This is a genomic window from Candidatus Zixiibacteriota bacterium, from assembly GCA_040752595.1.
Classification (GTDB): domain Bacteria; phylum Zixibacteria; class MSB-5A5; order WJJR01; family WJJR01; genus JACQFV01.
In genome coordinates this window covers 1-16,045 of the sequence record JBFMGX010000020.1, presented here as the reverse complement: position 1 = coordinate 16,045, position 16,045 = coordinate 1, and the positions used below count along the sequence as shown (strand labels likewise).

The 16,045-nt window shown below is 62.2% G+C and carries 16 protein-coding genes; 2 read left to right on the top strand and 14 right to left on the bottom strand.

Annotated elements, in window-relative coordinates; translation table 11 throughout:
* The first annotated feature begins 219 nt into the window (after nt 1–219).
* On the top strand, nt 220–489 hold the full coding sequence (gene rpsT, locus AB1792_06550) for a 30S ribosomal protein S20 (protein MEW5701872.1): 270 nt from the start codon (nt 220–222) through the stop codon (nt 487–489).
* A 238-nt stretch (nt 490–727) separates the two neighbouring features.
* On the opposite strand, the gene AB1792_06545 is transcribed toward rpsT, so the two are convergent.
* The 10 genes from AB1792_06545 to AB1792_06500 all read right to left on the bottom strand — a co-directional run bounded on the left by AB1792_06545 (nt 728) and on the right by AB1792_06500 (nt 10,170).
* Nucleotides 728–1,921: an NAD(P)/FAD-dependent oxidoreductase gene (locus AB1792_06545; protein MEW5701871.1), complete on the bottom strand. Its 1,194-nt coding sequence runs from the start codon at nt 1,919–1,921 to the stop codon at nt 728–730.
* Nucleotides 1,922–2,024: 103 nt separating this feature from the next.
* Nucleotides 2,025–2,207 (bottom strand): 4Fe-4S binding protein, encoded by a 183-nt coding sequence (locus tag AB1792_06540; GenBank protein ID MEW5701870.1) that lies wholly within the window; start codon nt 2,205–2,207, stop codon nt 2,025–2,027.
* A 102-nt stretch (nt 2,208–2,309) separates the two neighbouring features.
* The gene (locus tag AB1792_06535; protein MEW5701869.1) at nt 2,310–3,434 is read right to left on the bottom strand and encodes a hypothetical protein; all 1,125 of its coding nucleotides are present in this window, start codon (nt 3,432–3,434) and stop codon (nt 2,310–2,312) included.
* Nucleotides 3,435–3,650: 216 nt separating this feature from the next.
* A complete protein-coding gene (locus AB1792_06530; GenBank protein MEW5701868.1) occupies nt 3,651–4,121 on the bottom strand; it encodes a hypothetical protein in 471 nt (156 codons plus the stop codon).
* A gap of 410 nt (nt 4,122–4,531) precedes the next feature.
* Nucleotides 4,532–4,948 carry a PaaI family thioesterase gene (locus tag AB1792_06525; protein ID MEW5701867.1) on the bottom strand — a complete coding sequence of 139 codons (417 nt, stop codon included), beginning with the start codon at nt 4,946–4,948 and terminating at the stop codon, nt 4,532–4,534.
* Between the two features lie 141 nt (nt 4,949–5,089).
* Entirely contained in the window at nt 5,090–5,983 is an 894-nt protein-coding gene (locus AB1792_06520) for a hypothetical protein (protein MEW5701866.1), read from the bottom strand.
* Nucleotides 5,984–6,009: 26 nt separating this feature from the next.
* Complete coding sequence (gene argF, locus AB1792_06515; GenBank protein ID MEW5701865.1) at nt 6,010–7,044, bottom strand: ornithine carbamoyltransferase; 1,035 nt, start codon at nt 7,042–7,044, stop codon at nt 6,010–6,012.
* Between the two features lie 98 nt (nt 7,045–7,142).
* Nucleotides 7,143–8,552: an ATP-dependent protease ATPase subunit HslU gene (gene hslU, locus AB1792_06510; protein ID MEW5701864.1), complete on the bottom strand. Its 1,410-nt coding sequence runs from the start codon at nt 8,550–8,552 to the stop codon at nt 7,143–7,145.
* Between the two features lie 6 nt (nt 8,553–8,558).
* Nucleotides 8,559–9,086: an ATP-dependent protease subunit HslV gene (gene hslV, locus AB1792_06505; protein MEW5701863.1), complete on the bottom strand. Its 528-nt coding sequence runs from the start codon at nt 9,084–9,086 to the stop codon at nt 8,559–8,561.
* Between the two features lie 181 nt (nt 9,087–9,267).
* Entirely contained in the window at nt 9,268–10,170 is a 903-nt protein-coding gene (locus tag AB1792_06500; GenBank protein MEW5701862.1) for a tyrosine-type recombinase/integrase, read from the bottom strand.
* A gap of 434 nt (nt 10,171–10,604) precedes the next feature.
* Here AB1792_06500 and AB1792_06495 point away from each other — a divergent pair, with 434 nt between their 5' ends.
* The gene (locus AB1792_06495) at nt 10,605–10,865 is read left to right on the top strand and encodes a hypothetical protein (GenBank protein ID MEW5701861.1); all 261 of its coding nucleotides are present in this window, start codon (nt 10,605–10,607) and stop codon (nt 10,863–10,865) included.
* Nucleotides 10,866–11,352: 487 nt separating this feature from the next.
* Here the strand turns inward: AB1792_06495 and topA are convergent, their stop codons facing one another.
* The 4 genes from topA to AB1792_06475 form a co-directional block, all read right to left on the bottom strand.
* Nucleotides 11,353–13,644, bottom strand: coding sequence for a type I DNA topoisomerase (gene topA, locus AB1792_06490; GenBank protein MEW5701860.1), 2,292 nt, complete (start codon nt 13,642–13,644; stop codon nt 11,353–11,355).
* A 270-nt stretch (nt 13,645–13,914) separates the two neighbouring features.
* Complete coding sequence (gene rpoZ, locus AB1792_06485) at nt 13,915–14,265, bottom strand: DNA-directed RNA polymerase subunit omega (GenBank protein ID MEW5701859.1); 351 nt, start codon at nt 14,263–14,265, stop codon at nt 13,915–13,917.
* A 52-nt stretch (nt 14,266–14,317) separates the two neighbouring features.
* A complete protein-coding gene (gene gmk / locus AB1792_06480) occupies nt 14,318–14,920 on the bottom strand; it encodes a guanylate kinase (GenBank protein ID MEW5701858.1) in 603 nt (200 codons plus the stop codon).
* Nucleotides 14,921–14,958: 38 nt separating this feature from the next.
* Complete coding sequence (locus AB1792_06475; GenBank protein MEW5701857.1) at nt 14,959–15,831, bottom strand: YicC/YloC family endoribonuclease; 873 nt, start codon at nt 15,829–15,831, stop codon at nt 14,959–14,961.
* Nucleotides 15,832–16,045: the final 214 nt, after the last annotated feature.

The following is a 16,045-nucleotide window of genomic DNA, read 5'->3' as shown; positions in this document are numbered from 1 at the left end:
GCCACTGTCTGGGTCTGCCGCGCCAGACGGGCAGGCGCGGTTTGGTCGGGAGACCCTGCCGGGGGGGAATGGCTGTCTGGGGCGTCGGGGTTTGGCATTGCTCTCCGGGCATCGGGGCGTTATATTGGCCCGTCCAAGAATAGGCACTCGGTCCGCCGGGGCCAACAGACAAGAGACAGTGACCGACCCGATGGGTAAGTAGAGTAGAAAGGAAGATCAGTGGCGAAGCACCTGTCCGTAGAGAAGCGTCACCGCCAGAGCGAAACTCGCAACCGCCGAAATCGCGTCGTCAAATCGCGCGTGCGCGCGGCGGTCAAGGAATACCAGTCCGCGTCCACCCCGGAGACGCGCCGCGAGGCATTGAAGCAGGTCGCCTCGGTGGCCGACCAGGCAGCAGTCAAGCGCGTGATCCACAAGAACAAGGCCGCCCGCATCAAGTCCCGCCTGGCCCGCAAGGTCAACGCCGCCGCTGCGCCGTCGGCTTCGTAAGCCCGGCGCACCACCTTTTTCTCAACTTCGCCGACCCCGCCTTCGCGGGGTCTTCTTGTTTCCGAAGCCGGGTCCCTCCATCAAGACTCTGTAGGGTGCGTGCTCTGCTTGTGGCGAGAGACTTGTCCTGAGCGGAGTCGAAGGAAGCCGAGCCGCACGCACAATCAGGGGGCTGAAAGCCCCCTGTCCGCAGACGATCTATCTGCGCGTTCAAGCGGGGAGGCCCGGCCCGCGTCGACTACCACACCAAATGCCGCGCCAGACGCAGCAGCGCAGGCCGTGCCCGCAGGGCGCGCTTGATCGTCTCGATCGGGTCGATGTGAGTGAACGTCTGCTGGTGATACTGCCCTTGCAGCGACCGGATCGCCGCATCCATGTCCGCGTCGGTCATGCGCAGGAAGATCTGCCGCGCCCAGAGGAAGTACCGCATCTGGCGTCCGCGTGCGGCCATCCAACGCTCGGGATATCGTCTCAGGAGTCGCAGATCACTACGCCCATCGGCCAGGTACTCGATGGACGCCTCCGCCGCCATGCGACCCGAGGACAGCGCGTTGGCGATTCCCGCCCCGGTCAGTGAATCAAGCAGGCGGGCCGCATCGCCGGTCACCAAGACATTGTTGGCGAGCATGAATCGCCGCCCGGAAAACTCGGGAATGCCGCCGACCATGCGCGGGCAAGCCCCGATCGTCGCACCGCGCATCCGGCGCCTCACAAAGTCCAGCAGTAACGACATCGCCTTCCGGCCGCGCGCGACCGACGGCGCCAACGCCAGACCCACATTGGCGGAACGATCTCCCTTGGGAAACACCCAAGCGTATCCCCCCGGCGCGACCTGTGTGCCGAAATAGAATTCCATCCGTGAGGGATCCAGATCGGGGATGTTGTCCAACCGCAACTGCGCCCCTGAATCGAGATGGTCGACCGACAGGGTTGTGTCCATCCCCGCCCATCGGGCCACCAGCGACTCGATCCCATCGGCGGCAATGATCACTTCCCCATTCACATCGACGGCATGCCCATCGACTTGCACACGAACACCGCCGAAGCGCCCGTCACGTGCGTCCAACAGGCCGATCGCTTCGGCGTTGGTCATCACCTCGCAACCGGCTGCCGCGGCGCGGTCGGCCAGCCCCTGTTCGAACCGTCGGCGCGACAGCACGAAGCCGGCCTTGGGATGGGAAAACTCGAGAATCGCTCCACCGGCAGTTTCCAGATAGCATCGCTCGATTGTGGCATCGACCCATGTGGGATCCAACTCCACGTTGTCCGTCAGACCCGAGGTGGAAATTCCCTCGGCACAGCAGAGCGGCTCGCCGATTCGGGCGTGTTTTTCGATGAGGACCGTGTGACAGCCGGCGCGCGCGGCGGTCAGCGCCGCCAGTCCCCCCGCAGGTCCGGCCCCGATGACGATCACATCAAAGCGACGGTTCATTGTGCATTAGAATGAGAGATGATCTCTCCCCCCGGCCTGCCCCGAGCGGAGTCGAGGGGGAGAGGTCGATACGCCCCGTGCGGATCGGGTGCAGAACATGTGTTCACTCAATCTGCAGCGCCTCCGTCGGGCAGGCCACGACACAGGCGTCGCACAGCACGCATTCGCTCTGGATGATTTCCAACCCGGTCGCGCGCAGAACCAGTGCATCGTACGCGCAAACCGCCACACACAACCCACATTCGGCGCAGGCATCGACATCGAGTGTCAGTTCAACGGTCGTCATACGAATGGAGCCACGACCGCGCGCGGCGGCGCGGCACAAATTCGCCAAAAACAGGTACAGTTGTCGGGAAAAATCAACGCCGGGGTTCCATCCCCGACCAATTCAACGCCCGTTCAGCGTTGCCCATTGGGCGCGGTCGCGGTCCGCAAAGAGCAAACGACGGCCGCCGTCCAAGAATCGAACCTGGGGAAAACGCGCGCCCCAGGTCGTGGGCGTGCTCTCAAGCGTGGATAAGGCAGTTCCATCACCATCGAGCACCCAGCAGCGGCTTTTCTGATGCCGCGTGGGGTCTTGTCCGACGGGATCGTAATCGAGTCCGACCGCCAGCGCCGACAACCCCGGGAGAAGATCGACCGACCGGAAGTTCCACGACGATGTGTCCGGTGTCTTGGTCCAGAGAATGGATATCGAGTCCAGGCGGATGGCCGCAAGGTACCCCGCCGAAACGGCCGCCGCCCGCAGTCCGTCATCGGCGACGGCGATGGCCCTGATACGTTCGTCGGGATCGGGCCAGGTCACGCTCCCGATCGGTTTGCCGTCGCGGATGAAGCGCAACCGCCCGCGCCAAGCCACACCGACAAGCCGCCCGTCCGCGGAGCATCCCCAAGTCTCAACCGGCCCGATGACATGTGCCAACTGCCCATCGGCGGTGGCCACCTGGAGCCCTGCACCGCCGGTCTCAAAGAGGAAACGTGACCCGTCCGCGCAGAATCTCCCACCCGCGAAGTTCGTGACCGAATCCGACCCCAAGAGTTGGCCACTGCCGTCGTAAAACAACAACTCCTGACGCGGAAAATCCTCGGCGCCCTTCAAGCCGACGAAGGCATTGCCTCCGGGGGCGACGACGGCGTTGTTGAAGATCGGATCATTCAGACTGAGTCGCCTGCGCCCCTGGTCATCGTAGAGGGAGAACTGCTTGACCCGCAGCAGGCTCGGCTGCTGATCGGCATACACCAACACGCCGATGACCGAGGCGCCGGCCTCACTCACCAGGACTTCTTTTCCCTCGAGGTTGATGGTGGCGCGGACACTGCTGTCCGCGCCGATGAACTGGACACGGCTCTGTTCCGCTTGAGCCCATCCACCGGGGCCGAGGGCGACCCAATGCGAGACTCCCTCGAAGGAAACAGACCGTACGGGCACAACCGAAAGGGCATCAGCACCCCAGGCCATGGGGAGAGCAGCCAACAACAGGCAACTGAGCACGATCACGTGTGGAGACTTCATCGTGTTTGCTCGCTACGACGGAAGTGGAGTTCGTTGACTGCCCGCAACAGAGGGCACCCAAACACAATATCGTCTGGCTGGGGCGGTTCTCCAAACGGTATCGGCATCTCCAGCACCACCTCAGAGCCGGGGCCGGCACCATGAGAGTGTACCGCCGCCGCGGGAATTGGTTCATTCGCCGGAATGCCGCGCGCGTGCGATGTGGTACCTCAGGCGCTACACACGTGGGCTGCCGGGAGACTGCTTGTCGGGGGTATTCTTCAGATCCAGGTGCGTGTGCGAGAGCGGTTTCTTCAGGGTCATCGGCGCCAAATCGAGGACGCCACCGATGGCGGCGTTCTGCTCGGAGGGAACCCAGACCAACTCGAAGGGGACACGATCGCGCCACGTCGTCACACGTTCCCACAGGTTCACTTCGGACGGGGCGACCGGGAGTTTACGATTCACCTGATAGACCAGCGCCGCGGCATCGGTGCAGATGGCGAGCTTCTTCCCCTCGAAAACTCTGGGGTTGTTCTCGACGAATCGCAGAAGCGAGAGGAGCGCCGAGTACTCGCATTCGCTGGCGGTGCCGATCTGCGCGGCGCGGAATTGCACGCCCCAATCGGGAATTGCGAAGGAGATGACACCGCGCCCGCGCTGAGCGCGATCCGTGCGGTTGTTGGTACCCCAGAAGTAGCAGCGCATAGAGAGTCCGTAGGCCGGATCACGCAGCCGTGATCCCGACCTCCGGCGTTGCCTTCTGCAAGCGCAATGCCGGGACACGGACGTGGCGGCAGCACCCGCCCGCGGACTCGATCTTGTTGTCTCCCAACCGATTGAACGTCAGGCCGCTGTCGGGGAGGGATCGTAAGGATCACGGTATCGCTACTGGTGCGCAGAGGATTGCGCACAACCGAACCGAAGTGAGCGCTCGAAGAACTTCGTAGCGTTCCGGAGCGGAGACCTCACGGCGCTAACCTCTCCCTTCGGGAGAGGTCGATCCCTGCCTGCCGGCAGGCACGGCGCCTCTGGCGGATCGGGTGAGGGAGTCGCTGATGCGCCATTGGGACGGCCATTTCCGCACTTCGTCGACTACTGCGGCCACACGAGTCCGCCTACCCCAGCTTCCCCACCTTGGCCGCCGCTTCCAGGTATTTTCCGGTGGCGCTCGCATAGACCTGGCCATCGGGGCCAACGATCTCGGCGGCTGTCTCCAGCAATCGCCCCACTTCCCGCGTCACCCGCCCCACAAGACGCAGGCTCTCGCCGATCGGAATCGCCTTCTTGTACCGGACGTTCATTTCCACCGTCATCGCCCAGCGCTGCCGCGACAGCACCGCCTTGGCCATGATTTCATCCAGGAGAGTCGCGGTCAACCCGCCGTGGAGGATTCCCTGAAACCCCTGGTACTTCGCCTCCGGCGTATACGCGGCGACCGCTTGATCACCGTCCACGAAGAAACGGATGTGCAACCCATCGCGGTTCCCATCCCCGCACACAAAGCAGACGTTGTTGCGAATGATCTCCTGCATCGCGGCTCCCTGGCTACCAAGAGAATACCGCTGACCGTCTCTGCGATCAAGTTGCCAGAGGCACGCGCGATGGACCACATCCAAAGAAGAACCCCGCCCCATATCACGCGGGGCGGGGTTGATCAATCGCGATCGGTTATCTCAATACGGCTGGGCGCATTCGAGCGTGCCCGTCTTCTCCGCGCTGAAATCGCCGGAGCTGACCGTGATGTCGTAGCCGCCGTTGCCGGTGAAGTCGACGTCAGCGTCCCATGCACCTTTCGCCTGTGCATGCGCGGAATCGCTTCTGATGTCAAAGTCGATCTGGATGTTCGCGTGCATCGATCCATCGGTGGGACAGTAATTCCCCGGAGTGACGGGGATGTCCACCTGACTCACGCTGGTCTCAAACTCGAATGTCAGATCGGCGCTTCCTTCGTCGTCGGAACCGTGCAAGTCAAAGGAGCCCGCGGAACTGCCATTTACCGTCGCCACGTCGCCATTCAATCCCACGACATCGGCTGCGCGCCCGGCGGTCATTCCGAACGTGACCTCCGTGCCGTCTTCTGATCCCTCCAGGGTCATCGTCAGCCAACCGCCGTGGCGGAACCGATAGGTGGTCGCATCAGGCTGCGCCTGGGGGACACCGGCGACCGTCTCGAACCGAACCGAGTCGCGCAGTTGCACCGATCCGCTGACGTTTTCCGAGTCGACGTCGAGCTGCGCCGTGATGATCCACCAACCCCGGAGGGGGTAGTAGATAATCGAAAGGGAATCGGAGTGCGCGGCGACCCGCTTCCCCGACCCCGGTATCCGAATCGGCACACTCTGGCTCACATCACCCTCGTCGACCCCGTCCCAAAACTCGGTCCCGAACTCATCGACCGTCGAGACCACGAGTTCTTCCATGAATGGTCCCATCTCCTCGTACTGCTCGCCTTTCGTCATGTTGCCGCTCGGGCCATTCCCCTTGTCGCCGGAGCATCCGGCCACCGCCAGGGTCAGCACCACCCCGCACAGCACGACGGTGAAGACACCGCACCGCTGTCCCCTCATTGCCGACTCCTTGTTAGAGTGTCAGGTCAACCGCGCCGCGCCATAAGCTGCGCGATGATCGCGCCCTGCACCCAGAGACGATTCTCCGCCTCATCGAACACCACCGATTGCGGACCGTCGATCACCTCGTCGGTGATCTCGCGTCCGCGCTCGGCCGGGAGGCAGTGCATCACAATCGCCGTGGGCCGGGCTTCCCTGACAAGATCGGCATTCACCTGGAACGGTTTGAGCAGTTGCGCCTTGGCCTCGGCCTGGTCTTTCTGCCCCATTGAGGCCCAGACGTCGGTGTAGATGATGTCGGCCTCGCGGACCGCTTCGTGCGCATCGTGCGTGATCGTGATCCGGGACAACCCGGCGGCACGGGCCTCGGCCACGATCTTGGCATCCGGCATGGTCTCAGGCGACGTCGCCAGACGCAGATCCATCGGGATGCGTGCCGCGAGATCGGCCCAGGAATGGAAGACGTTGTTCCCGTCGCCGACGAAGGCGACGACCAGATTGTCGATGCGTTTCAGATGCTCGCGCGCAGTGAGAATATCCCCCAGCACCTGACACGGGTGGTGGGCATCGGTGAGGGCGTTGATCACCGGGATCGACGCATGATGGGCCAGCTCGTCGACGTCCGATTGCTTGAACGTGCGAATGACGATCAGTCCCAGATAGCGCGACATCACCTTGGCCACGTCATGAATGGACTCGCGCACGCCGAGCTTGATTTCATCGTCTCTAATGAACATCGGGTGACCGCCGAGACGGTTGATTCCCGCCTCGAAGCTCTGACGCGTGCGCAGCGACGGCTTGTGGAAGATCAACCCTGCCGTCTGACTCACCAGCGGACGCGGCGCCACCTTCCCCGCCTTCCATGCCATCGCCCAATCGAGTGTGGCCCGCACTTCCGCCGACGTGAAATCGGTGATGCGCAGGAAGTCCTTGCTCAGCACCCCGCGCGGCATCCCCGAACGGTCGAACGGGCTTGCGACCTTGCGGGCCGGCGTCTTCTTCGCACTGCCCTTGCCGGCTCCTGACGTCTTGGGACGTGTCTTGCTCTTGGTCCTCGCCATTCTCAACTCCGTATTTCAGATCAGCCCACTCACGGATCAGGATGCCACACACTGTCATGCCGAACGCAGTGAGGCATCTGCTGTCTCTTTCGCACCCGTCACAAGATATACCGGCTCAAGTCCTCATCCTCGACGATATCCCGCAACGTCTTCTGTACGTCCCGCTTGTCGAATGTGACTTTGCGTGCCTTCTCGCCCGGGGCGCGGAACATCAAGTCCTCCAAGAGCGTGGTCATCACCGTGTGTAATCGCCGCGCGCCGATGTTCTCCATCCGTTCATTGACCAGATGTGCGGTCGCCGCGATCTCCTCCACCGCTCCGGTCGTGAACTCGACCTCGATCCCTTCTGTCGCCAGCAGCGCCTTGTACTGTTTGATGAGCGCGTTCTGCGGCTCCGTGAGAATGCGCACGAAATCCGCCGCGCCGAGACTGTCCAGCTCCACGCGAATGGGAAAGCGCCCCTGCAGCTCGGGGATGAGATCCGACGGCTTGGAGATGTGAAACGCCCCGGCGGCGATGAAGAGGACATGATCGGTCTTCACCATGCCGTACTTCGTCATCACGTTCGTCCCCTCGACAATCGGCAGGATGTCCCGTTGCACCCCCTCACGGGAGACATCCGGTCCCCCGGTCTTGGACCGCTCCCCGGCGATCTTGTCGATCTCGTCGATGAACACGATGCCGGAATTCTCCGCCCGGGCCATCGCCTGGCCGATCACGTCGTCCATGTCGACCAGCTTGTCGATCTCCTCGGCCGTGAGGACCCGGCGCGCATCGGCGACCGACATCTTCCTCCGCTTGTGCTTCTTGGGGATCATCCCCGAGAAGAGCTCCTGCATGTTGACGCCGAGCTCCTCCATGCCGGAGGGAGAAAAGACCTCGATGACCGGATAGCGTCCCTCGGGGATGTCGAGCTCGATCTGTTTGTCGTCCAAAAGGTCGGCCTTGAGTTGGACACGCAGCTTTCCCCGTGTTCGTTCCCACTTGGCCCGCGCTTCATCGGTCGGCGGCTCGACATTGTCGGGGCGCGGTCGTTTCGGCGGCGGTGGCAAGAGGATGTCGAGCACGCGCTCGTCGGCCAGTTCGGTGGCGCGCTCGGCAACCTTTCCCGCCCGCTCCCGCTTGATCATCGCCACCGCCAGATCGATCAGATCACGCACCATCGACTCGACATCGCGCCCGACGTATCCGACCTCGGTGTATTTTGACGCTTCGACCTTCAGGAACGGCGCATTCGCCAGCGCCGCCAAACGCCGCGCAATCTCGGTCTTCCCGACTCCCGTCGGCCCGATCATGATGATGTTGTTCGGGAGGATCTCTTCACGCAGCGGCCCCTGTACCTTCTGGCGCCGCCAACGGTTGCGCAGGGCAATCGCCACCGACTTCTTGGCCTTGTCCTGGCCGATGATATAACGGTTCAGTTCCGCCACGATCTCGTGCGGCGTCAACTCGGCGCGCAGCGCGGGATCGGCCGGCGCTTCGATTCGGTGTGTCCGGGCGGGGACCATGCGGTTCTACAATACCTCGATAGTGATGTCTTTGTTGGTGAAGACGCAAATATCAGCGGTGATCTCCAGCGCGGTGCGCACGATCTGGTCGGCGTTCATTTTAGTGTGACGAACCAGCGCCCGGGCCGCGGCCAGAGCATAGGGCGCTCCGGAGCCGATGACGACGATCCCGTCATCGGGCTCGATCACGTCGCCGTTTCCGGAGATGACCAGTCCGTGCTGACTGTCGATGACCGCCAAGAGCGCCTCCAGACGGCGCAGGTATTTGTCCATCCGCCAGTCCTTCGCCAACTCGACGGCGGCGCGCGGCAGGTTTCCGCTGAAATCCTCCAACTTCATTTCGAAGCGCTCGAACAACGTGAAGGCGTCGGCGGAGGCCCCGGCGAAACCCGCCAGGATGCGTCCATCGGCCAGACGTCGTACCTTCTGCGCCGTGTGCTTCATGATCGTGTCTTCAAACGTGACCTGACCGTCGCCGCCCATGGCCGTCTGTCCGCGCACCGTCAGCCCGAGGATTGTCGTCGCATGCCACATGTCAGACTCCCTTTTCGAACCGGCCAGGATGAAGTTGTAGCGCCGGAACAGCAGACCCCTCGCTTCGCTCGGGGTGACAGGAGGAGTCTTGTTCACCAAGCCAAGTCTGTCGTTCCGAGCGGGGCGAGGAACCTGCTTTTTCAACAGCGGGACCGATTTGGTTCATCTTGTCGGACACTCCCTATCGTTTCTGTTCATCGGGAAAGAACGCCCTGTAGACCTCCGCCAGGCGGTGCGGCGTCGTATGCGTGTAGATCTGTGTCGTGGCGACATTCTGATGACCAAGGAGTTGTTGCAGCGCCAGGAGGTCCGCACCCCGATCCAACATATGCGTCGCGCACGTGTGCCGCAGCTTGTGCGGTGAGGTTCGTCCACCGACCAAGCGGGCAAAGGTCCGCAGCACAATGCGCTCCACCGAACGAGCAGTCAGACGTCCACCGCGACGATTGACAAACACGGGCTCGCCGAAGGCCGTCGCCTCCCCCGGGGTTGCCGCAGCCAGCAGGGACAGCGATCGCGCCGCCGTCGCCCCCACCGGAACCACCCGTTCCCGGCCACGCTTGCCGCGCAGCCGTCCCATCTGGGATCCCCTGTCGATGTCACCCCAGTTCAGTGCCACGATCTCCGCCACCCGCCCGCCGGTCGCGTACATCAGTTCAATGAGGCATCGATCCCGCCGTTCCCATCGTGTCCCCGATGGCATGGCATCCAGCCACTGGCGCATCTGCGCCTCAGTGAGAAAACGCGGCAGACTTGGGGCGAACTTGACTGAAGGGACCCGTTCGGTCCAATCGTCCGCCGTCGCCCCTTGACGGTACAGAAATCCCAGAAAAGACCGCAGGACCGCCGCGGCGCGGGCGATCGAGCGATTGGACAGTCCCTCGACCGCCAGAGACGCCAGGAAGGTGCTGAAACAGGCCGGCGTCAGGACACGATCCGACGGGGCCAGCGCTGTCAGATTCTGCAACTGAAGGAACCGTGCGAGGTCCCGCGTATAGGCACGCACAGTGTGCGGAGAATAACGGCGCGCCCCGGCAAGGTCCTCATAGAACCGACCAACCCAAGTTGACAATGTCTCCGCCACTCCCCCGCCTCTGGCGCGTGCCGCATGTCTCACGGCGGCACCAAGCATTGGCCACCGGGTCATCCCATTCGCAGGTCTGACCCTGTGCCGGAACCTAAGTTATGATGAACGCCGACGGCCGACAACGCCTGTTAAGACCTGGCAGTGAACGGACCCTTGGCCAAGAGAAGACCCCAAAAAACCCTTGACTAGCGGTCCGTAGCGCGAGCTATCTTTCTATTGGTGTAGAGTTCCATCATTGCGATTTTACTAAGCGGTTGCGCGACAAATGCGTACAATTATCGGACACGGAATGAGGTGTCCGACAGGTCCGCGTTGTTACCGCGAAGTCGCGCGTTGGTGAGAAACAGCAGAATACTCGACCGTAATCCCGGTCTCGGTACTGGCCGATCCGGTCAGTAGGGGGATGACCGAGAAGGGACGGGGATTAGATGATGCCGGACGAAAGAGCCCAAAGAGGTCGTGAGATCTACGCGACCAAGCTGAAAGCGATACTGGAGCCCAACTACATCGGACTGTACGTGGCGATTGAGGTCCAATCGGGGGACTACTACTTGGGTGATAGTCCAGAAGAGGCTGTGGCTTCTGCGGAAAGCAGTCGTCCGGGTGGGGTCTTTCACCTGATGCGAGTCGGTTTTGGCGGAGCCTATCACCTCACGTCGCTCTTCGGTGACACAGCTAATCGGGAACTTTGAGAACGGCCTTCCGAAGGCCGAGCTGTGGCTGAGAGGCCCGGACGGGACTCGGCTTCAACAGTCCGTAATCTCGGATACGGGTTTCGACGGTTTCCTCTTCCTGCCGCGGGTCCTCGCTTCGAATCTCCATCTACCCGACGGTGTTTCTGCAGACGTCGCCGTTGCGGATGGGTCTCCGGTTTCAGTTACTCGAAGCTGGTGCACAGTCGAGATCGATGGCAGGGACATATCGGGGTCGGCATTGGTGAACGAAAAAGCATCAATAGCGCTTGCAGGTAACGACTTCTTTCGTCGGTGCGGGATGATACTGGTGTTGAACGCAATGCTCAACATCTGGATCCTGGCGGACATCAAGCTGCCGCCGCCACAACCGGAACCACCTCCACCCTCCTGACGAACGGACAGCACTCATTATCCCCCTCTTCGGCATCGTCACTGCACGTCGCCGGGCAGGGGGCCAGACAGACGGTCGAGTTGCGCTTGCGGGCTATGCTTCCACTGGCTCGGGCACCGCCTCCACCGGCACCACATGTTTGCAGGCCGGGCAGGCATAGTGCTCGCCCCGAGTCTTCGTGGACTTGGCGAGCATGAATTGTGAGCCGCATTGCGGGCATTCTTTTGGGACCGGGCGGTCCCAGATCGCGTACTTGCACTTCGGGTAATTGGAGCAGGAATAGAATGTTCGCCCGGCGCGCGTTCGGCGCGGCACCAAATCGCCGCCGCACCCTTCCTCCGGGCAACGGACTCCTGTGGGAATCGCCTTGGTGTTCCTGCAGTCGGGGTAGGCCGAACACGCCAGAAAGCGTCCGAATCGCCCCGTGCGGATCACCATCGGTGCGCCGCACTTTTCACATGTCTGATCCGTTGTTTCGGTGGCTTTCTCACCGTTGGAGTTCAAGTCACTGGTGTATCGGCACTTCGGGAAGGCCGAGCAGGCGATGAACTTGCCTGAGCGCGACCACCGCACCACCAGGGGCGAACCGCAATCAGGACAGGGATCGGGGAGTGTCTCGCGCTGCGATTGCTTGATCGCCGCCGAGCGGGAGGTGGCGTGTTCCAGGGAAGCCGAGAATGGCGTGTAGAACGCCTTCATGATCTCGGTCCACGTTTCGCTCCCCTCTTCAATCCGGTCCAGCTCGGTCTCCATCTCGGCGGTGAATTCCACGTTGAACAACTCCGGGAATGTGTCCACCAGAATCGAGTTGACCGTGTCACCCAAGTCGGTCGGCACCAGACGCCGCTGGTCCAGCCGGACATAGTTGCGCGCCAGGATCGTGGCGATGATTTGGGCATACGTCGACGGCCGCCCGATCCCATTGGCCTCCAACTCGCGGACCAGCGAGGCCTCCGAGTAGCGCGGCGGCGGCTTGGTCCAGTGTTGCTCGGTGTCGATGTCGACCATCACGAGCGGGTCGCCTTCGGCCAAAGGCGGCAGGCCGTTGGTCTTGGCGCCATTGGCGTCCTCATCCGGAACATCCTCATAGATCTTGAGAAATCCCGGGAAAACCACTTTCTCGGCGCCCGCTTTCAGCGTGTATGTCTGCGGCTTTGCACTCTTCCCCTTGGCCGCGGAAACGGCGGTGATGTCCACGGATGTGCGCTCGATCGTCGCCGGGCTCATCTGCGACGCCAAGAAACGATTCCAGATGAGGGTGTAGAGTTTGACCTGGTCCGGCGAGAGATGGCGCCGCACAACTGCCGGCGGGAGGTCGAAGTAGGTCGGCCGGATCGCCTCATGGGCATCCTGGGTGCGCTTCTTGGTGGTGTAGGTGGGGGTCTTCTCCGGGCAGTATTCGGCACCGTACTCGCGTTTGATCAATGTACGCGCCGCGGTCTGTGCTTCCTTCGCCACACGTGTCGAGTCGGTGCGCATATATGTGATCAGCCCCACCGAGCCCTTGTCGCCCAGATCGATCCCCTCATAGAGCGCCTGTGCCACGCTCATCGTCTTCTTGGGCGAGAACCGCAGCCGCGCCGCGGCATCCTGCTGCAACGATGAAGTCACATGAGGTGGCGGCGCTTGGCGACGACGCTCCTGCGTCTTGACCGCAGCGACCGCATACTCGGCGCCGCGCAATGCCGTTTCCAGCCGACGGGCCGCCTCTTCGTTCTGAATCTCGATCCTGTCGCCGTCGACCTCTGCCAGGGAGGCCCTGAATGTCGACTTCTTCTTGTCCTTCTGTTTGTAGAGCTCGACGTCGATAGTCCAGTATTCCTGGGGAACGAAAGCCCGAATCAACGCTTCCCGTTCGCAAACCAGCCGCAACGCGACAGACTGGACGCGCCCGGCAGAGAGGCCGCGACAAACAGTCTTCCACAGGAAAGGACTGATCTGATACCCGACCAGGCGATCGAGCACACGACGGGCCTGCTGGGCGTCCACCTTGTGCTTGTCGATCTCACCGGCCTCCGCCAAGGCCGTAGTGACGGCTGACTTGGTTATCTCATTAAAGGACGCCCGCTTGATCTTGGCCCTCATGCCCTTAAGAAGACGGGCGACATGCCAGGCAATTGCCTCCCCCTCCCGATCCGGGTCGGGGGCGAGGTATATGATTTCCGCCTTCTTCGCTTCCTGGGAAAGGGCGCGGACGATCTTATCCTTTCCCTCGATGTTGACATATTCGGGCTGGAAATCGTTGTCGATGTCGACTCCGATACGCTTGGACGGAAGGTCCACCAGATGGCCCATGGTGGCGGTCACCGAATACCCGCCACCGAGGAACTTCTGCAACGTCCGCGTCTTGGCGGGCGACTCGACTACGACTAACTTCTTGGCCATCTTGGAATTACATCTCCCGTCTCAGAAACAACGCCTCGCCTCGCTGTAACGCACAGTCATCTACGTGGTTCCGGCGGGATTGGCGGTGCCCCGAACCACGAAGTCGGCATATCTGCCAAATTCACTACCGTCCAAACAAGGAAAATCGGCCGGAGTTGTCAACTTCCGAGCCGATCCCTGTTCTAACATCAAGATTATTAGACAGTTAGCATGTCGGATTCGATCCGATAACGGCCACGGGTGAACCTCCGGGGTCGGCCCCGGATACCATTAGAGGCCCTCTTCGCGGCGCTGGACTTCGATCTTGCCGCCCATCAACTCTTGCAGAGCATGGGATGTCATCTTCATGCGCTTGAGCTCCAGCGCCTCCTCCATGCCACGCTCCTCCAGAGCGACCTTCTTGGCATTGAGTTGACGTGCCCGGGCGGCGGCGATCAGCACCCCTTCGTATCGATTGCGCGCGTGCTGTCGCACGTTCTCCAGAGAAATCAGGGGCGCCCGGTGCGAGCGTCCGTGATGGATGCGCGATCGCTCAACGCGAACCGGCGCAGGGGCGAAACTCTGCGGATCAGCCACCGGCTCAGCGTCCGTCTCCGTGTGCGTGGTCAGATCAATTGTCATCGGCGTATTCACCTCATCAGGTTCCGTTCATGGGTTATTGGAGCGATCCCAATCAGACCAGACTCTTACGCCGTTCCCGACGGAGAAGTTCCGCGCGGATGATCGCTTCGCAGTCGGAAACGCACTGAGGCACGTGCTCGTTGGTCACGATGTAGTCGTACTCATCGGCACGTGCCAATTCCCTCCTCGCAGTCACCAACCGCCGGGCGCGCTCGCCTGTTCCTTCGGATCGCCGGCCCAACAGACGCCGACGAAGCTCCGCGAACGACGGCGGCCGCAGAAAGATGGAGACCATGTCCGGATCGCTGCGGCGCAGCGATGCCGCCCCTTGGACGTCGATATCGAACAGCAACACGCGTCCGGCACGACGGGCCCGCTCCAGATTGGCACGTGGCGTACCATAATGATGATCATGGACGCGCGCCCACTCCACGAGGGCCCGACGAGACCTCAGCGCGGCAAACTGCGCGGGCGTGATAAAGTGATAATGCACCCCGTCGCGTTCCCCGCGACGGCGCGGGCGCGTTGTCACCGAAACCGAGTACCAGAACTCCGGACGCCTGTGGCGCAGCGCCCGGATGACGGTCGTCTTCCCGCCCCCGGATGGCGCCGAGATCACCACCAGAAGCCCTGTACCGATCCAGCGCGACTTCATGATGGCGACCAGTCCCTGCCTCGTCCGAACGGGTGCCGTCACTCAATGTTCTGCACCTGCTCGCGGATGCGCTCCAGCTCCTCCTTCAACTCAACGACCAGAGTCGAAAGCTCCCAGGAGGCCGATTTGGATCCGATCGTGTTGGCTTCACGGTTCATTTCCTGAGTCAGGAAATTGAGCCGCCGTCCCGCCGCTTCACGGCCCGCCAGCGTGGTCTTGAACTGCCGCACGTGCACATCCAGACGGACGCATTCCTCGGTGATGTCGGCGCGCTCCGCCATGTACGCGACTTCCTGAGCCAAACGCTGCGGATCGTACCCACCGTTGCCGAACAACTCCGTCACCCGGGCGGTCAGCTTTTCACGCAGTGCCTGCGGCACCTCTGCTGCCCGCGCACGGATCTGACCCAGCAGTTCATCGACGCGTGCCAGGCGCTGCGTCAGGTCGGCCGCCAGCGCCTGCCCCTCCGACTCCCGCGAGCGCTGCAATTGGTCCAGCGCCGACGTCAGCGCCTCGCGCAGAAGCGCTTCAATCTGCTCGTCGGGAGATTCGTTCCGGACCGACCACAGATCGGAAAGCCCCACCAGCGCCCCGACGGAGAATTCCGCGGACATCTGATGACGCGCGGCCAGACCCTTCAGAGTCTCGATGTACCAATCGGCAAGCGGTTCATTGAACGTCTGCGTCGGCGCCCATTCGGTACGTTCCCAACTCAGCTGCCCGTATACCTTGCCGCGCGACAACCGGGCATCAACGATCGCACGCAACGGCGCCTCCAACGCCAACAGCCAGCGCGGCAGGCGCAACGAGACCTCAAGGTAGCGGCTGTTGACCGACGACAGCTCGAAGGTCGCCTTGAAGCCGTCGCGCGCCACCTCCCCCCGCCCGAATCCTGTCATGCTGTTGACCATCGGCTCCAGTCCCCAAAGGATTCAAAACTAACAGTATCAGCACACTGCCTCCCGAAGTCAATCCGTTATATTTCCCGCGGGGTCCTTCGAAGTGACTCACATTAAAGGTAACCCAAGCGGGCTTGGTTGCGGGGCGCGGAGGAATCGATGCCTCATGTTTCATGTCACCGAAGGGAGCATGGGACATGGGTATTGGTGCCCGCCAGGAATACCT